The sequence below is a fragment of the Listeria weihenstephanensis genome, from assembly GCF_003534205.1.
GTDB classification, from domain to species: domain Bacteria; phylum Bacillota; class Bacilli; order Lactobacillales; family Listeriaceae; genus Listeria_A; species Listeria_A weihenstephanensis.
On sequence record NZ_CP011102.1, the window covers coordinates 2,296,735 to 2,311,977 of the forward strand.

Sequence of the window (15,243 nt, forward strand, 5' to 3'; positions counted from 1 at the left end):
GCTTTTGAATTATGAAATTGGTTCATCTATCAAATCCATTATCTTACTTTAATGGATACCAGCAATAGTAAGCTTGCAAGAAATATCAACACAATCAAGAATGAAATCAATAAATTAGATATCCCCTCAACAAAAAAACTATCTGCAAACTGCTCGAATCTGATATTCAGCTCTTTCTTTTCACCGTACTCACAGATACAGATACAATTCTTATCCAAATCTAAAACTACCCAATAATCATCTAAAAATATTCCTGCGACGATATAGTTCGATTCTAAGTATAGATTTTTTGAGTTATCGATAGCATTTTCCACATCTTTCGTTAAAACAATCGCTCTTGTTTCTTCCCAACAATATATCTTATATTAAATGTATTGAATCTTTAATGGTTCCACTTATTAGTATCATTATCTATATAGAGACATTAAATATTGTTTCAAATGCTTCTTTTCCAAACTGTTCTTCTGCCTTACGTGTAATTAAAATATCTAGATCCTTCTGTGAGCGTGTAAGTGCGACATACAAGCTAGCCATCATCTTATTCATATCAGTCTTTAGTCTCAACATATATGGCGCAATTTCAGGCGTAACGATAAACAAACATTTTTCTTCCTCCAAACCTTTTACCGCTTCAATTGACCTAACAGCAATCTTGTTTTCCTCGCTCACCTTTGTGTCTGCTTCTAAAGCCTCAAACAATCTTGCATATTCAGCTTTCGTTATGGAGTTAAATGGTATCTTTTTATTAATTGCTGCTCTAGGCGTATTATTATCGATAGTAACTAAAGATATTAGCTCATATGCTAGCTTACTTGCATGTTTAATTACGCTTATATCCTCTATAGTTTTTTTTGTGTGATCTGAAATTATTATTTTCAACTCATTGAATAGTGGATTCTTGGAGGTGTTAATATGTGTATCGAACATATCATTTTTTTGATATATATATTTCAAATCATAACTATTTTCATTAATAAATTCCTCCATATTTATCAAATCAGATTCAAAAAAACACTGTAGATTCCCACCCTTATTTTCAGGAGAAAATTGTTGCTCCATAACTGATATATATTGATTAGATAAAGCCAAATGCTCAACAGGACATCTGTGACATTCTTGTATATATGTCACATCATCTTGATAATCTACTATCAATTCCGTCAATCTTCCTCTCCCTTTTAAATCTTGTTTAGGATCTCCAATCAATTCAATATCAATGCCTAATGAATCTAATTTAACCAAAATTTGTTTAAAGTCCACATCAATATCTTGTGCTTCATCGACATATATAGCACCCATATAGCTTGAAATTAGGGCACAAATATTTTCTCTATTTTTTTTCACACTCTTCTTATCACTGCTTTTCTCGCATACAACATATTTAGCTTTGTTTGTAAAAGACTCCACATGCAGACAGCCTTTACTCTCTAATCTTGCAATATGCACTGCTTTATACCTTGGTATATGACTAAGATTGATACGCGAGCTGTGATGAAATTGTTTTTTATATAAGAGAAAATAGTAAGGGCTTATCAGCTCAGAATTCAAAAATGAATGGATTGTACTTACTTTAATCTTCTCAGGAATTTCATGGTAATGTCTCTTTAATTTCTCCACAATAATGTCCGCTGATGCATTAGTAAATGACACACAGTAAATATTTTCTCCATTATTTTGTTCATATCTTTTTATTATCTTTTCGGCTAACTTCGTTGTCTTTCCGCCTCCTGCGCCCGCAACTTCAACCTTCAACTAATTCACCTACTACTTCCTTTTTCTCAAGAAATTGAATAACTTTATCAATATGAGCTGGTAATTTAAAATCCTTCAAATCCTCACTCCCCATATCCTGACAAAACATCAACATCACTTCTGCTTTACCACCTATCCATTTAGAAGATAACTCTTTCTCTGTTTCAATATCATTCCAACCATGTTTTTTATGAAAATAGTTCTTTAGAATTTCAAAATTCCCCACCTGCGAAACAATTTCATTTTCTAGTGTATATTCAATTGTTGTTTCAATCGAAATATTTTCATAAATATTATACTTTTCGTGCTCTGATTGAGCGTTTGTTTGATTATCAAAATCCCTTATTATCCCTAGCTTATTATTAGTATTTTTGTTTAATTTCAACCAAATATCAATTATTTTTGTAAACCCTTTATGAAATGCAATTACTTCTATATCTGAAAGTGTGTTTTGATTTGTTTTAAAGTAGGATTTAATAAATAACTCCTCAGTCAGCCCCTCCACCAAAATACAACGCCTAGAATAAAATAGTTTAAATAAATCCAAATTAGGGTTTTTAGAAAGGTAGTTCATTTCTTCTTTTTCAAATTCATCCTCAAAAGCGTAACCATCACCATTATTCATCAAAATAAGATTTGATAAGTCAAGCTTATCAAGAAATTGTGTACTATGCGTAGAATATATCAGCTGAAGATTATCGTTCTTATCCACAACATTTGATATAAAACTATTCATTATTTGTTGATTAGAGTAGCATAAATGCGCCTCTGGTTCCTCTATAGTCAAAAGAGAAAATAATGTATTACTAGCTTCTATCAGTGAATTAATTATGACTAACTGTAGAATAAGATTTCTGTGTCCTAACCCCTGCGATGCCAAATTAGATTCCTCATATCCTAGTTTCACACTGCTAAGTAAAGAAGCCATCGGTGGCATATTGGGTAAAATGGATATTTTTGAAAAGAACTCCGATGCATTTGTAACTTCTGAATACTCTTGCCAATTCAAAATTTCTTCCATACCGGTGAGCGATTTTATTTGTTCAAAAAAACTAGCATACTCTTTTTCAATATGCATCATCGAGGTCATAGGTAATTTTTTATTAAGTAATTGAACTAATGGTTTTGAACCTAAACGTGAGCTACTAGTTGAAAATTCATCTCTTTCGGCTGCAATAGCATTGTATTTCAATAATCGTAAGTTATCATAGTTAACACTTTTCTCTTTTAATGGTACATAAATAGAATAGCTATAAAAATCGATTGGTAGTAAATTCAATCTCAATTCATCTAAGTCACCATTCCCTGCTTTAGTTAATACCTCCACAACATGATCTAACAATTCTTGCACTTTTTTACAGGAAAAAGAATAAGCTAGTTGGTAGTTTGCTTCTCCATCCTCTGAAAAGTCAACTACAAAATCTTTCATCACGTACCCTTCCGAACCATCAACACGAAAATCTACAACAACAGATACAGTTGGTATAATTTTTGCAAAAGATTCACTCTCAATAGTACCATTACATAAATCGTCCTTATTATCCTTTATATAATCATAGTATTTCTTTTTTGCCCTATCACCAATATCTATCCATCCTAAATTTTTGCTTCCTGTACCAAGGTCATCTGATAACAATGGCAAAGTAATCGCTCTCAAAAAATTACTCTTTCCGCTATTATTATTACCAATAATCGCTGTAACACCAAACATAGGTACTAAAACATCATTTATATTTCTAAAATTTTTGATATGTACTTTTGAAATTTCCATCTATTCCACAGCTCCCTCTTTTTGCATAATATTAACATGAATATTATAACATTAAGAAAACGTATTCACCACTGTATTATTATTTCTTTATAAAAAATGACTTTAGCCAAAAACTAGTTTTTCTTTTATTCGCCTAAAGATAATCCGCATTTCAAGAATGACATAGCGAAAAGAACGACAGCTCTCACTCTAGTCGTTCTTTTCGCTATCTTATTCAGTTGCAAAGTAGTTATTAACGGAAACTCTTATCACACTGTATAGATGTACAGCACGTACTCTTCCTTCCCTTTTTCAGCTCCTTCTTTTGGTTGTATCCATGTAACTATATCACCGTCTAAAGAAACATTAGATATAAAAGAACCCCTTGCAATTTCTGACTTTTCACCCTGAATATAATCAAACAGAATGATGTTATCGTTTGTATAATAATCTAGAACTAAATTATTTCCTGATGAACTAATCAATCCTGTGTTTGACACTTGGCCAAATACAAGTTCATCATTGAGCATCATTTTGTACTCTCTTCCATCTTTTTCGACTTCGATATAAACTACCTGCTTATCACCGACTATTTGATACTCTTCAATTAAATTATTGTTTGAGATTAATTGCTGGAGATTTGAACAATCTGTTAACCAATCCTCACAATAATTTATGGTAGAACTTTTTACCGCTTTATCACCCATAGTTACATAAAAAAGTATATCATCATATAGTTTAGGGTTGCCTGCATTATTGATGAGTTTTACAAAGGTTTTAGTGGTACAATCAAACTTATATAGCGATATGATACCAGTTGTCGGTTCTTGAAGCTCCATGACAAGTTGATTATCTTTGAACACCGATAATGGTGCGTACCCTCCAATTTTTTTATCGTCAGAAATTTCGATTGGATTTTCGATTGTTTCTACCAACTTATTTTTACCTTTGTCATATACATAATAAGTTTTTGGCCAAAGAATTTGAGAATTGATAGAACGCTTTTGAAATTGCGTAATGACTAAATATCTGTCATCTTGGAATGAAGCTGATATGTCCACAACGCTGTCACCTTCATTCCCATAGCTAACATCAAAATATTTAGTATACTTTTTTTCAATAAAATCAAAACTACCAATCTCTGTGTCATTTCCTAAAATAATAGTGTTGCCATTTCTAGCGTTGCCTTCAACGATACTGCCATTTTTTCCTAAAACGGTAGATAGTTCAATCTTAATAGTCTCTTGTTTTTCGCTCATCCTTTCTGATGAAGCCTCACTCTGATTAGAACATCCTGTTAAAATCAAAATTAAAAACAATATACATACAATCTTTTTTACCATATTATTGAGCCGTCTGCAATAAAGTAAGCTAGTCTGTCCGCCTTGATTTCTCCATATTTAATATTATGATTTCTTCCTCCAGCTGGATCAGCATAGTAGTATGTCATATTGGAAGCAGTTGTACCCGAAAATCCATATATCGTTACAAAATGACGAGTGTCTGGAGAAGTGAATCCAGGGAATGCACCGTAGACACCCGCTACCATAGGGCGACTTTGATACTTGATACTCCCACGTGCTCGTGTCCATAAGTCATTCACATCACGATAATAACTTGAAGGAAATGTTGCGGCGTACCAGCCTTTTCCTGCTAAATTTGTTAATTCTTGAGCAATTCTTGTGCCACTACTTCCATCTCTACTCGTAGTACCTAACCAACTTGCTAGAGTTCCTTGCGTATACCAAGTTCCTCTACCTACAGTACTTAATGCACTTTTTAAGGCTGCTGGTCCACAATAATAACCTGTTTCTTGAGTGTATTGCGTTATCGGTAATTTTTTACTCTCCGCGAATGCCGTCTTTGGTATTCCAAAAATCAATAAAGCCACCATCATACTGATAATAATTTTTTTCATTTTAGTTACCTCCACTTTTTATTATGCCTCACTTAATTTATTGCAAACTAACTCTTCCCTCCATTCATATTATTTGTACGATCTGTTAAATATTCTTTGTTATAAAATTATTAAGTCTATTTAACATGTCGCACCACTCTCATTTTTTTGCCTTGCCTAATTATACAATCTAGAAAACGTTCTATTTAACAGCCTAACCTATATACTTTGTTCCACCGAGAAACCAATTAATCATTAGCCACATCGTATGATACTCCTTTCACAAAGCCTGTTATTTGTATATCCATTATGTTACACTAATTATAAATATATTTATTTTTATGTTCACTATATTCACCCCCGAAATATTTTATTTATTCATCACGATTGAAGGAGAGTTATCATGAAAACATATGGAGCTGCTATACGACAGATTCGAAAGAACAAATCACTTTCTCAATCTGACGTATCCAACAACATTCTTGCTCGAACTACTATCTCTAAAATTGAAAATAACAACATCACACCCACTATTACTACAGTCGAAAGTATTATCATTAAGTTAGATGTAACAATGGATGAACTTCGATTTATTAAAAATGATTATAAACTAAGCACCCGTGAGGAAATCATTGCAGCCTTTTTCAAGCTCGTTTCTAATACACAAACAGAGAAAATAATGGATATCATCGGCAGATGTGATACTTATCTTGATAATGATCCTAAAGATAATCTGCTAGAAGATATAAAAATTGCGTTGAAAGCGTCACTTCTTTTAACAAATAATGAATTTGAATATGCACAAGAACTTGTCAAACCAATATGGGAGCGACTAGAAAAGATTGATCACTTCTCACTAATTGAGGTACGGCTCGTATGTAATATACTATTTTACTTTCCACTGGATGTAATCGAAAAATTTGTACCTCGCCTATTAATAATGATTGATAAATATAATGCTTTTGATAAGTCTTTAAACTCTTTAAAAGCAGCGTTACTTATCAACACTGCCTCTATTTTCATGCAACATAACTCTGCTATTACTACAAGTAGTTTAAATGCCGCTATCATTATTTCTAAGGATATTAACCGTTTTGATCTATTAGCTAGCGCATATTATTTACAAGGAGTTAATGCTAATGATCCTAGCCTAATAGCTAAGGCGAAAAATATTTTTCTTGCCATCGAAAAGGATGCTATTTTATTTCAGTTTGAAAAAGAATACTTTCCCAAAGATGCCATCCACTAATTAGATGCTCCCCTCAACGCAAAAACACCTATGAATTTAGATTAACTCTAATTTCATAGGTGTTTTCTATTTCTATTAATCTTGCCAAAATGCATGCCTACTAGTCTTCATGAATTTATCAACAAACTGCTCGAATCTGATATTCAACTCTGTCATTTCCCCGTACTCACAGATACAGATACAATTCTTATCCAAATCTGAAACTACCCAATAGTCATCTAAAAATATTCCTACGGCGATATAGTTGGATTCTAAATCTAGATTTTTTGAGTTATCAATGGCATTTTCCACATCAAATATTTCAAGACCTTCTGATTTTATGACCATTCCATCTTCATAAGTGGCTAAGATGCTAGCTCCATTATATGAGTTCAAGAACATTTTATAATCATTTGGTATTGTCCGACCTAAATAATGTTCTAATAACTGTAAATCATCCCGTGTAGATGCTGATTTATACTCACAAATCGCATTACATGGTACTCCATCTACTACATTCAACTCAATAGGAGTATCTGGCTTGTACTTACTTTTTAGCTCGTTGAGTACCTTATCCATTATCTCTGTCACGCTTTAACCACCTTTACTTAATATCCTGTCCATCAGGTGACACTGCTTTCTGGTGGATCAACGTACCAATTGGCAATAGATTAGAAAACGCGTTAGTACCGCCATATTGTAACGGTAACCTATGATGGATTTGAATATTTGTCCAATTTTAATTCTACGCCCAAATCTCGATTAATGCTAAATAATAATATCATTTTTAATTTTTCATTCTCTATTCTTCAATTGATGCTAATTTTTCTTTAGACAAGTAAAAAAGTTTCTTCTTCAAAGAACAATTATAGTAGCAGTATGTAACAAGTATGATTGATATAATAATAAAGTATATTGCTATTGTCATATAAATAGCCTGTTCCGATTGTTTAATACCACGTTGTGCGAGTTCTATAGTGTCGTTGTATTGATTAAGTGTCTCTGCATACTCTGCACTTTTTTCATCTGGCGTGTCCATATAATTAATAAGATATTCTTGTTTTGTTTTCAAATCATATTCATGCAATGTGTACTGAAAAAGTTGTAGACCAAAAAAACCTGCAACAATTGCCATCATTAATGTTGTAAGAATGGTTATTGAAAATTGAGCTCGCTTCACATTTGTTTCTAGGCACCCTCTACACAGATCTATTAATAGAGTGATTGCGTCATTCCCATTACTATTTTCCGCTCTATATTTTTCAATTAATATTTTTAAATCACTATGCTTCATTCGAAATTTCTCCTATTCTATCAAAATCATAATAATTACACGTATTTTAAGCTCACTTTATCAAATCCGAAAAGTTATATTTCTTCAAATAGAAAGATACAAGATATAAGCTAAAACTATATCAGCCTATACCCTATATCCTCCTGTATCATTGTTACCAGTTAAACTGTTTTTTCATTAAAACTCATATACATTCAGCTTTTTAAACACTGGGCGACAGATCATAAATAGACCAAATCCTATCATCGCTCCTGTTGTATTCAAAATCAAATCATCCACATCAATCCTATGCGGGACAGTCTGGTATAGAAGGTTTTGAACTAATTGTGCTAATTCAATAGACAGCGTACATATAAATGCCGTGATCAACATTCTTTTCCAACTTACTTGATATTTGGAACACAGCGGATACAAACACCCCAGAGGTACAAACATAATAATATTAGCCACTACTTGAAATACAGATGCGGCTGTGTCATATTCTCTGTATGAATAAATCTCGCTTATTGTTCCAAATGGAATTAAATTGAACCAACTTAAATCACTAAAGATAGCGTCTCTATCACCTGTTGCAAGATCAATCGGAAACAATGTAAATGAGATCACACCAATGATATATATAAACATAAAACTTTTGAATACTATTTTTTCAATTGGTGTCTTTTGCTTTATCCAATGAATTAAGAAAGGAATGTAAATAAGGGGTGCAATAACAAGTAGTATTTCTGATTTTATGACTATCAAATTTATTCCACCCGTCTATTTATTTTTCAGCGTTCCTGTAGCTCTAATCTCGTAGTATCTACCAGATTTCTCAGCAACTAAATAATAGCTTGATGAATTCCCATCAACATAATATTGGTGCGTCGTTGTTTTGTAACTCCATTTCTTTCCTGGAGTGAAGTTTCGTTTACCATAGGAAGAATCAAATCCAAATTTTTCTTTCATAAGTGAAACTGTCACAGTTGGCGCAGCATTTCCAGATGCAGCTACACTCAATTTTAAATTCGCATACCCCTTAGATAGCTTGTGGTATTTGTTGTTCTTCGCACCATTAGTTTCCTCATGTAGCATCGAAATATTCACATTTTGACTTACCGATGCGTATGCAGTAACTAGTGGAATACTGAGCATAGCACTCCCCAATGCTAATGCTGCTATCATCTTTTTGAACTCTTTCTTTCTCAAATCTTCCAACTCCTCTTTTATGTTTTTTATATTACCAAATTTCACTATACCTTAATCTAGAACTATTATCAAAATATACCCTATTTCTAAACATTCCATATACCAGAGAGCGTTCTCATCTAGTAAACAAAAAAACGCCGATAATTATCAGCGCTGCTGCATTGATCTATTTCAAACTATGGGGGGAGAGATTAGGATATAGATCACAGCCAATGAGATGAATAGAAATAAACTATGCTTCGTGTCAGGAAGATTGTATTTGTTTGCAACTATCCGCATTAGCTTTTGTTAGACATTATTGGAAAAACAAACTATACTAACAGTAGAAATATTTTACTATAACATTTGTTTTGACGGGGCTATTTAATCAAGTTGGGGATAACTGGGATTGAATAGCTCTACCTCTATCAAAACCTAAGCAATAATAAAGTATGCAAATACTGATGCTAACATTTTCTTCACCCTCCTGACAAATTTATTTTATCATATAAAATCTGACATTCCCAAAATGTAACTTATAAGAGTCACACAAAAATAATGTTTTGAAAATGTCATTAATACAAATAAAAGGCGGGATTAGATGCTAGAAAACAACTCTGGTAGCAAATGGGAAATTGGTGAAACACTAAAGGCTATTCGGCTAAGTTCTGGGATGAAACAAACCGAGGTTTATAGCAATGTCATGTCTAGAGCTCATTTACAACGAATTGAAAAAAATGTTCAAACTCCTACATATCCTTTACTTCTCAATGTGATACAAAAATTTTCTATGGATGTAGATGAATTTGAATATATTCGTAATGATTATTCACGCTCAGAGACACAGACACTCTTTCATAAATTCAGAAGCATCAAAACAACTTTAAATACTGATGCTATGAGAAACCTTATTCAAGAGGTCGATGACTATCTACTCAAAAATAAAAGCGCTTTTATACAAAATCTACACTATATTTTGAATGGATACTTAATACTTCAAGAAACAAGCAATATCGATATGGCGAGAAAATACTTTGATCCAGTCTGGGAAAACATACAAAAAAAAGAAACATGGTATTACAATGATATTATACTTATGTCGAATATCTTTTATATGTTTGAAGACGAATCGCTTCAATTTATTCTAGATGAGTTATACAAATATTTCGAACTATATGCTGGATTCGCGGATATTGATAGGATTAGTAGAATAACAAAATTTAATTATTGTACGCTTCTACGATTGCAAAATAGATACTTTGAAACCGAGAGCATACTCAATGAGCTTTTAGCATCTGCCAAAAATGCAAGAGAAGGTACCCTGATATTAGATATTAAGTTTGCCCTAAATCAAATTTATTGGTTAAAAGGTTTCAAAGATGAAAGCGATCTTGAGGTTGCAGGTATCATTTCTTCTATGGAATTCATTGGTGATTTGAAAGTCTCAGAGGATATGAAAAAAGATTGGGAACAATTCAAAGTGAATCAATCTATTTCACTTCACTGAATAAATACCCAGATTAATATTGTGCTAGTCAGAAGAAAAAGCGATACTCCCATTTTTAGGGGCATCGCTTTTTCTTCTGACTAGCACAATGAAAGTATAAAATAACTTCATTTACAGTTCTATTTCTTTATTTCGATTTCTCTTTTTATCCCCTGTTGCACTTCAATTGTAAATTCAAGACCCTAAAAAAGCCTGTCAGAAATAATGTTTTCTGATTCACGAAACCTCGCCTATTATGCACACAAACTTTACCTTTATATTATTTATTCTGAACAAGCAATTTCCACCATATATAAATTAACCATCTCTTCTTCCTTTGTATGCATTAATTTAGCGTCCTTTCCTCTACAAATTTTTTCAAGTTTTCATAACTAGCTGTTGCCTTTTGATACATTTTTCGGATGTTTTGTTTATCATCATATTTTTTTGTTTTATCGAACCAAGCCATTTTATCGTATAACTCCAATCCATTAAACACAATTAGTGTATCTGGTGTAACATCATCACTTACATCATACCCACTCACATCATCCCTGAGAGTGTAATTAGCTTCATCATAGTTGCTTTTATATAGGAACGTAAGTAATTGATATGTATTATTTTTGCCTTTTATAATTAAATGATATATTTTAAGCGCCTCTTGTCTTTTTCCCAAGTCATCGCTATCTCCGAAAAAGAGTTTATAATTATGATTCATTTTAGCTTCATAGTATAATTCGAGTCCACTTCCCGATATTTCAGACATCTTATTTGCGTCCTTCATACTGTATTCATCAACATCTTTCCATTTTCGTAATTGGACCTCTTTACCTGAAACCATCTCCGCAGTTAAATACAAATCGTCTAAATAGCCTGACCGATGTTCTCTTTTCAATTCAAATTCTGCTTGTTTTAGCCCCATAATAACAAGCCATGCCCCAAAAGCAGATTTCTTTTTAGGTTCATGAGGCTCCACTGAACTAAGTAGACTTAAATTATAATTCAGAGGTGCAACTCGATTTTGATCTAATTGATTCAACCATAATATCACCAACGATACGAATATTGGCGCAATCAATATCTCGGCAACAATCAACCACCAGCTCTTCTTATATTGCTGTTTTTTTTGTTTTTGCTTGCTCATGTTTAGTCTTCCTACTTCCTTAATAAAATTTGCATTTCCAACCCTTTGATAAAAAATATTGCTTCACACCCAATTATTCACTATAATAGTCTTTATTTAGAGGAGTGATGCATAATGGGAAATTCAATGGATTTAACAGTTTTTAATGAACTACTTTTAAATAATCAATTCATGGATATCAGTGATGATTTAAAAAAATTCCAGAATCAAACTTCTAGCTTTTATTACGATGAAACAAATAACATTCGTAAATTTTGGCTTGACAAACAAGATTTCAATGCACCTATTGATAAAGACTTTATTTTAGGCGGTGTGATGCATTTCGGAGACGCCCCTCCAATTGATTTTGATTCTATAAAAATAGTCTTACGTTTACAAAAATCTGTTAAAGAGATCAAGTTCAGATATATCAGTAAAAGCGCAGATTTTTTGGACTGCCTAAAAGAGCCTAAAGTTCGTATTTTCTTAGGGTGGCTCCATCAAAGTGAATTATATGTTCATTATTCTAATATAAACAATTTATACTATGCCATAGTTGATATCATTGATGATATCAACATGAAGGCAGAGACCATAGAATTTATTGATTTAATGAAAAATGAGTTATATAAACTTGCTTGTAAAAATTATCCTGAATTTTATAAATTACTGCTAACGTATAATTATCCAAACATAGACCTACAATCTATTGCACCATTTTATCAAGAAATAATTAATTTTATAGATAGACCAATTACTGAACTCTCAATGGAGTTGTTATTTCTCAGAAAAATACTAGTCTCTGCAAAATCTCAAAATGAAATGGTTTTCTTACAAAACAACCCCGAAAATACAATTATTGAGGATTATCATTTATTCTACCTGCGCCCATTAGGTCTTTTCCCGACTTCTCAACATATATTTGACCATGAATATTTAGTTGAAGAACTATTTAGCCAGTATGACAGCCTTCTATATAATAATAGTATCTTTAACAACTACTCCTTTGTCGATTCAAAAGAAAATCTCTTAATACAAATTTCTGATTGCGTAGTGGGTCTGATCGGCAAACATCTGAATTTCATCAATAATTTAAATCATAAAAACATAATTCAGCTAATTGATTCCCTTGATTCGGTACAAAGGAAGAATTTAAAATTGTTTGCTCAGCTATTAGAAAAATCCGAGAATATCAGTAAATTATTGATTCATTCCAGTACCAGTCTAGAGCACCGAGAGGCTGAGGCAGCTATACTTCAGTTCGCACTAATACTAGACTAACAATCAAACCGCCTGTCATTTAGGCCTCTGTATAGCTACAAATAAAAAAACATGACCCTATATTGAATTTACTTAACACATAACCCACTTGGATTTCCAACTAGGTTTAAGTCCAATATCTTCCCATGTTCATTGCTATATTTACGCATCTTATTTTTCGTATATATTGGATGGAAAGTATAGTTTTTATTAGACAAAACTTGCCCACTATCTTTCAATTTAGCAGCAAGGAAGGAAATCTTTTCTTTATTGATTATTTCATGAATTTGCCACACATATTTTTCAAAATACTCCTGTGGGACGCCTGTTGCTAGGAATAAATCTTTACTCTTCATATTCATTAATTCTTTTTCTATATCTTTCATATTCTGAGTCAGTATATCTTCGTCTTCCTTAACAGTAGTTTCAAGCGCTGTCACCTCCGATTTCGTTGTTCCATAATAAGGCATACTATTATATATCAAAACTGTTTTGTAGCCTTCACACCATGCATATTTAGCAACTCTATTGACTGTCCTATCAGATTCATCGGTTTTAGCCTTACTTGGGTTCATCATAATAACAAGCAGGGTTTTTTTGCTGTTTTTATTTGTTGCTTCTCTAGCGACTAAATCTATTTCAAGTTTATAACGATATTCTATCTCATTAGTTTGAGGTGGGTCCATTTTTATAGAAGCTATATTTACATATTTTTCATTATAATTGACCATGATTATATTAATCTCCTTTATAATCCATTTAATTATATAACTGATTATATATCTTGTTTGTTTGTGCTACATAACCCAATACACTTTCTTGGTTAATCCGTAGTGCTTCCACAGGGAGGTTGCTTTTTCCTGCTAGATTGTCAGATTGTATAGTCGCATTTATATCTGAAAAACGCTCATTATTTAATAACTGATCATTATTTATAAAAAATACTTTTATAAATTTGGGTAGACTTACTTCTACAGTAAGCCCTGAAGGCTCAATAGAGCTAATTGCACCGTTTGCTTCAGCAATAATGTGATAGTACTGATAGTATTTATTTTTATTGTTGTCTATAATTAACAGGATAAAAGGAATGACTTGTATTCTATTAGCTGAACTTTTCCTTATAGTGAACTCCTTTGTAGACTTAATCAATTTAAAGTTTTTAGGAGTAATTTTATTGTCTTCGATAGTTATTAAATATGTTTTATCAATGTTTCCTTGCTCTATCTCTTGATCAAATGAAATATCAATACTCGACCTATAAGGCTTATCCTTTATTGCTGTATCAAACGGCAAGCTGATTTCATCCATAGAAAACTGATTTGTTATGAGTTGAAAATTAGTCAATTCCTTGTCCAAAATTAAATTTGAATTTCTTTCTGTAAATGACTGCGTTATGTGAAATAGAGATATTGTCAAAATAATAGATATACACCATTGTGCTATATTAATTATATTTTGTGATGATTTTTTGCTGTCTTTGCCTTTGCTTTTATGTTTGTTCTTATTTTTGTTTTCTTTCATCCTAAAACTCCCCATTATTCTACTGCTTGTCACAAAATCTTCTTAGAGCTTAGTTAAAAATATTTTTCATCACTCTGCCGATGCAATTCATGACTGTATCTATCTTCAAATTCTCCATTTCTGTAGAATTCCATATTAATTCTAGACTTGCTTCTATCAATTTCATAAAAGACTCCCATAGTATACCCACAAACAGATTCGGGAAGCTTTATACCATCTAAAAAAAATATACCTTTATCGTGTAAATCATTAAAATGTGTTGTAAGAAACTTTAACCGTTTTTTATCACTTTCTGCACTATATTTCTTGCTAGTATTGTTGCTTTTTTTTACCTCAAAAGCAATTAAATTATCTTCATTTTGATTAGTGTCATCCAGTCCACGCTTCCCTTCACTATGAATGATAAGATCGCATGTGATTGCTAAATATTCAACGGTTCCTATATCATTATTTTCTATATACTTCACCTTATCAGCATTTCGATTGTACTCCGTATCTGTTTGGTATCCTTTGTATATACTTGGCTTCTCAATAATTAGTTGATTGATCGCCTCAGCTAGCTTAGTTACAATATTTCTTTCTGAAGGATTCAAATTAAAAATTTTTCTTTCCCATTTTACAATAAATTCTTCACTCACTCGTTTTATATCTTCCTTCATTTCCTCATATTCATCCACATATACCACCCTTTTTTGATATTCTCCTCATAATTATTCCTAATTTCAACTATACCTCAAACTAAGAATATTAACAAAACATTTCCAA

16 protein-coding genes are annotated in these 15,243 nt (G+C 32.1%); 3 read left to right on the forward strand and 13 right to left on the reverse strand.

Annotation, left to right across the window (positions count from 1 at the left end; genetic code table 11):
• Nucleotides 1-38: 38 nt before the first annotated feature.
• The 5 genes from UE46_RS11235 to UE46_RS11255 all read right to left on the reverse strand — a co-directional run bounded on the left by UE46_RS11235 (nucleotide 39) and on the right by UE46_RS11255 (nucleotide 5,420).
• The gene (locus tag UE46_RS11235; RefSeq protein ID WP_118907624.1) at nucleotides 39-314 is read right to left on the reverse strand and encodes a hypothetical protein; all 276 of its coding nucleotides are present in this window, start codon (nucleotides 312-314) and stop codon (nucleotides 39-41) included.
• 97 nt (nucleotides 315-411) lie between these two features.
• A complete protein-coding gene (locus UE46_RS11240) occupies nucleotides 412-1,752 on the reverse strand; it encodes a UvrD-helicase domain-containing protein (protein ID WP_118907625.1) in 1,341 nt (446 codons plus the stop codon).
• Complete coding sequence (locus UE46_RS11245) at nucleotides 1,742-3,523, reverse strand: ATP-dependent nuclease (protein WP_118907626.1); 1,782 nt, start codon at nucleotides 3,521-3,523, stop codon at nucleotides 1,742-1,744. Before UE46_RS11245 ends, UE46_RS11240 begins: the two co-directional genes overlap by 11 nt.
• Nucleotides 3,524-3,771: 248 nt before the next feature.
• Nucleotides 3,772-4,845 (reverse strand): hypothetical protein, encoded by a 1,074-nt coding sequence (locus UE46_RS11250; protein ID WP_118907627.1) that lies wholly within the window; start codon nucleotides 4,843-4,845, stop codon nucleotides 3,772-3,774.
• On the reverse strand, nucleotides 4,839-5,420 hold the full coding sequence (locus UE46_RS11255) for a C39 family peptidase (RefSeq protein ID WP_036059510.1): 582 nt from the start codon (nucleotides 5,418-5,420) through the stop codon (nucleotides 4,839-4,841). Before UE46_RS11255 ends, UE46_RS11250 begins: the two co-directional genes overlap by 7 nt.
• Before the next feature lie 382 nt (nucleotides 5,421-5,802).
• On the opposite strand from UE46_RS11255, the gene UE46_RS11260 reads away from it, so the two are divergent.
• Complete coding sequence (locus UE46_RS11260) at nucleotides 5,803-6,648, forward strand: helix-turn-helix domain-containing protein (RefSeq protein WP_036059513.1); 846 nt, start codon at nucleotides 5,803-5,805, stop codon at nucleotides 6,646-6,648.
• 75 nt (nucleotides 6,649-6,723) lie between these two features.
• Here UE46_RS11260 and UE46_RS11265 read toward each other — a convergent pair whose 3' ends face one another.
• From UE46_RS11265 to UE46_RS11280, 4 genes are all read right to left on the reverse strand, one after another.
• Nucleotides 6,724-7,218, reverse strand: a complete 495-nt coding sequence (locus tag UE46_RS11265) for an SMI1/KNR4 family protein (protein WP_036059514.1) — start codon at nucleotides 7,216-7,218, stop codon at nucleotides 6,724-6,726.
• A 211-nt stretch (nucleotides 7,219-7,429) separates the two neighbouring features.
• Complete coding sequence (locus tag UE46_RS11270; RefSeq protein ID WP_036059515.1) at nucleotides 7,430-7,921, reverse strand: hypothetical protein; 492 nt, start codon at nucleotides 7,919-7,921, stop codon at nucleotides 7,430-7,432.
• 177 nt (nucleotides 7,922-8,098) lie between these two features.
• Nucleotides 8,099-8,665: a VanZ family protein gene (locus UE46_RS11275; RefSeq protein ID WP_051492822.1), complete on the reverse strand. Its 567-nt coding sequence runs from the start codon at nucleotides 8,663-8,665 to the stop codon at nucleotides 8,099-8,101.
• Between the two features lie 15 nt (nucleotides 8,666-8,680).
• Nucleotides 8,681-9,154, reverse strand: coding sequence for a hypothetical protein (locus tag UE46_RS11280; RefSeq protein ID WP_143812885.1), 474 nt, complete (start codon nucleotides 9,152-9,154; stop codon nucleotides 8,681-8,683).
• A 535-nt stretch (nucleotides 9,155-9,689) separates the two neighbouring features.
• Between UE46_RS11280 and UE46_RS11285 the strand changes: the two genes are divergently transcribed.
• Entirely contained in the window at nucleotides 9,690-10,595 is a 906-nt protein-coding gene (locus UE46_RS11285; RefSeq protein ID WP_036059518.1) for a helix-turn-helix domain-containing protein, read from the forward strand.
• A gap of 325 nt (nucleotides 10,596-10,920) precedes the next feature.
• Here the strand turns inward: UE46_RS11285 and UE46_RS11290 are convergent, their stop codons facing one another.
• Nucleotides 10,921-11,718, reverse strand: coding sequence for a hypothetical protein (locus UE46_RS11290; RefSeq protein WP_118907628.1), 798 nt, complete (start codon nucleotides 11,716-11,718; stop codon nucleotides 10,921-10,923).
• A gap of 114 nt (nucleotides 11,719-11,832) precedes the next feature.
• Between UE46_RS11290 and UE46_RS11295 the strand changes: the two genes are divergently transcribed.
• Entirely contained in the window at nucleotides 11,833-12,978 is a 1,146-nt protein-coding gene (locus UE46_RS11295) for a DUF3800 domain-containing protein (protein ID WP_036059520.1), read from the forward strand.
• Nucleotides 12,979-13,046: 68 nt separating this feature from the next.
• Here UE46_RS11295 and UE46_RS11300 read toward each other — a convergent pair whose 3' ends face one another.
• From UE46_RS11300 to UE46_RS11310, 3 genes are read right to left on the reverse strand one after another with little or no spacing between them, the layout of a single operon-like run.
• Nucleotides 13,047-13,688: a DUF1643 domain-containing protein gene (locus tag UE46_RS11300; RefSeq protein WP_036059521.1), complete on the reverse strand. Its 642-nt coding sequence runs from the start codon at nucleotides 13,686-13,688 to the stop codon at nucleotides 13,047-13,049.
• 28 nt (nucleotides 13,689-13,716) lie between these two features.
• Complete coding sequence (locus tag UE46_RS11305) at nucleotides 13,717-14,478, reverse strand: hypothetical protein (protein WP_036059522.1); 762 nt, start codon at nucleotides 14,476-14,478, stop codon at nucleotides 13,717-13,719.
• Nucleotides 14,479-14,531: 53 nt separating this feature from the next.
• A complete protein-coding gene (locus UE46_RS11310; protein ID WP_143812886.1) occupies nucleotides 14,532-15,155 on the reverse strand; it encodes a hypothetical protein in 624 nt (207 codons plus the stop codon).
• Nucleotides 15,156-15,243 lie beyond the last annotated feature (88 nt).

Excerpts from the sequence above, each read along its gene's own strand:
- UE46_RS11245 (WP_118907626.1), bottom strand. The coding sequence starts at position 3,523 with ATGGAAATTTCAAAAGTACATATCAAAAATTTTAGAAATATAAATGAT.
- UE46_RS11250 (WP_118907627.1), bottom strand. The coding sequence starts at position 4,845 with ATGGTAAAAAAGATTGTATGTATATTGTTTTTAATTTTGATTTTAACA.
- UE46_RS11255 (WP_036059510.1), bottom strand. The coding sequence starts at position 5,420 with ATGAAAAAAATTATTATCAGTATGATGGTGGCTTTATTGATTTTTGGA.
- UE46_RS11260 (WP_036059513.1), top strand. The coding sequence starts at position 5,803 with ATGAAAACATATGGAGCTGCTATACGACAGATTCGAAAGAACAAATCA.
- UE46_RS11270 (WP_036059515.1), bottom strand. The coding sequence starts at position 7,921 with ATGAAGCATAGTGATTTAAAAATATTAATTGAAAAATATAGAGCGGAA.
- UE46_RS11285 (WP_036059518.1), top strand. The coding sequence starts at position 9,690 with ATGCTAGAAAACAACTCTGGTAGCAAATGGGAAATTGGTGAAACACTA.
- UE46_RS11290 (WP_118907628.1), bottom strand. The coding sequence starts at position 11,718 with ATGAGCAAGCAAAAACAAAAAAAACAGCAATATAAGAAGAGCTGGTGG.
- UE46_RS11295 (WP_036059520.1), top strand. The coding sequence starts at position 11,833 with ATGGGAAATTCAATGGATTTAACAGTTTTTAATGAACTACTTTTAAAT.
- UE46_RS11300 (WP_036059521.1), bottom strand. The coding sequence starts at position 13,688 with ATGGTCAATTATAATGAAAAATATGTAAATATAGCTTCTATAAAAATG.
- UE46_RS11305 (WP_036059522.1), bottom strand. The coding sequence starts at position 14,478 with ATGAAAGAAAACAAAAATAAGAACAAACATAAAAGCAAAGGCAAAGAC.